The sequence below is a fragment of the Spirillospora sp. NPDC048819 genome (genome assembly GCF_040650055.1).
Classification (GTDB): domain Bacteria; phylum Actinomycetota; class Actinomycetes; order Streptosporangiales; family Streptosporangiaceae; genus Spirillospora.
Genome location: NZ_JBEZGN010000095.1, coordinates 1 through 2048, shown reverse-complemented (window position 1 = coordinate 2048; position 2048 = coordinate 1). Strand labels below are relative to the sequence as shown.

The window sequence follows — 2048 nt, the reverse complement described above, 5'->3', positions numbered from 1 at the left end:
TCACGCTGGCGACGCCGCCACCAGGCCCGCGCCCGCCGCTGCCACTACCAACGACAACAACGCCTCATCGATCACTAAATGCGGCTGGAGTACTATTCACGCGGAGCGAGCGGGACCTCGTCTATCGCCGACCGAGAAGGTGTTCGTCACCGTCAGATAGGCCAATCGCAACAACACAGCCGACCATCATGCCGCGGTGACCACCTCCCGCACGGCCGTTCGGAGCTGATCAACCAGTGTCACAGCACCCGGTGGCTTGACCACCAGCCGCATGGGCCCTCACCTGCATGGATGACATTTTCGGCACCCGCAGGGCCGGCCGAGCCAGTCGTTGTAACCGGACCGGGAAACTCCTAACACTCGGCAGGCCACCGCGACGGGAATGTCATTGTCGGCAAGCTCACGGACCAGCGAGTACCTTATTTTGGGAGTACGTTCTCGCGAGCGAAGTAGGCTGCTGCCCGCTTGAGGATCTCGTTCTCCAGCTCCAGTTGTCGGGCCTTCCGGCGCAGCTCGACGAACTCTTTGTGCTCGCCGGCGCTCAGGCCGTCGAGGCGGCCTGCTTCGATGGCGGCCTGACGGATCCAGTTGCTCAGGCACGACTGGCTGATGCCCAGGCTCTTGGCCAGCGCGGAGACCGACTCGCCGGTACGGGCCAGCTCGACGGCGCGGCGCCGGAACTCTGGCGGGTGAGGTGGTGGCACGAGACACTTCCTTCCCAAGTTGATCAAGGTCAACTCAGATCGGGTGTCCGTGGAACGGGGGAAGCTCATCGCGACCTTGATGCGCGCCTCGGCGCGGGTGGTGAAGCGGCTCTATGTGTTGCTCAAGTGTGAAGCCTTTATCTGGTCCGGCTCGTTCGAACATCCTGATGGGGGGCGACGATGGAGCTTCCACCTACCCAGGTTGCACCGCAGACACGGCAAATGACATGCCACTCGTCGCCAACGGCGTTTTCGAAGTCCAGGCGGCCTTCTTGCCCGGTGCCCGGGCAGTCATCGGGGGGCGAGGAAGCCACAGACCCTCCTAATTTAGGGGATGGATTGGTCACTACCGCACCCATGGTGACACGGGGACCCGACGGATGCGCCGGCGGCGCGGCGTCCACGGCACAGAGCGGTCGCACCGATCGGGATGATGGCCGAGGTGCGATGAACGCGGTCCGGCTGGGGGCTGGGTGGCTGTGGTGAGCCGTCCCGGTTTCTGTGACGAGGTTCAAGGCTGTCGTGAGGAGTGGACGTGGCGGGGGCGTTGGTGACGTCTGGCTTGGTCGAGGTGGTGTTGTCTCGCCTGGGGTGTTGCGGTGGGGCTCACGATGGTCGGATGGGACGTGTTCGGGGTTCCGGTGGCGTGTACCGCCGGTGTGGGTGTGAAGATCCGGCTTCGGGCCGGGCAGTGGGTGGCAGATGCCCCCGGCTGGTGACGGAGCGGAGCCACGGGAGCTGGTATCTGCGGTTGGAACTGGGCAGTGTTCCGGGCGGGATCCGTCGGCGGGTTCGGCGGGGCGGGTTCCTCACCCGGAAGGCGGCTGAGGAGGAGTTGCGTCGGTTGCGTGGGCCGAGGGGCAGTGCGTTGACGGTGGCGGAGTGGCTGGGGCGGTGGTTGGCGAACCATCCGGGTGCGGCGTCGACGGTGGCCGGTTACGCCGATCACGTGGACCGTTATCTGGAGCCGTTGCTGGGTGATCTGCTGGTGGCGGAGGTGTCGGTCGGGCATGTGGAGCGGATGCTGGCCACGATCGCGCACGGCCACGAACAGAGGGGGCGGCCGGTGACGGCGGCGACGCTGCACCGGATTCGGGCGACGTTGCGTGCGGCGTTGAATGCCGCGCTGCGGGCGGGGTTGATCGAGGAGAACCCGGCGTCGCTGGTGGTGCTTCCATCTGCGCGGCGGCCGCGTGCGGTGGTGTGGACTGCGGGTCGGGTCGAGCAGTGGCGGCGGACGGGGGAGCGGCCGAGCGTGGCGGTGTGGACGGTCGCGCAGACCGCGCAGTTCCTCAACGGCATCCGAAGCCATCGGCTGTACGCCGCCTACCACCTCATCGCGCT

The 2048-nt window shown here is 66.6% G+C and carries 1 protein-coding gene and 1 pseudogene; one reads left to right on the top strand and one right to left on the bottom strand.

Annotated elements, in window-relative coordinates; translation table 11 throughout:
• Positions 1-419: 419 nt before the first annotated feature.
• Entirely contained in the window at positions 420-704 is a 285-nt protein-coding gene (locus AB0C35_RS45965) for a transposase (RefSeq protein ID WP_358470998.1), read from the bottom strand.
• A gap of 868 nt (positions 705-1572) precedes the next feature.
• Between AB0C35_RS45965 and AB0C35_RS45960 the strand changes: the two are divergent.
• Positions 1573-2048, top strand: a pseudogene (locus AB0C35_RS45960) (site-specific integrase); the annotation flags it as partial.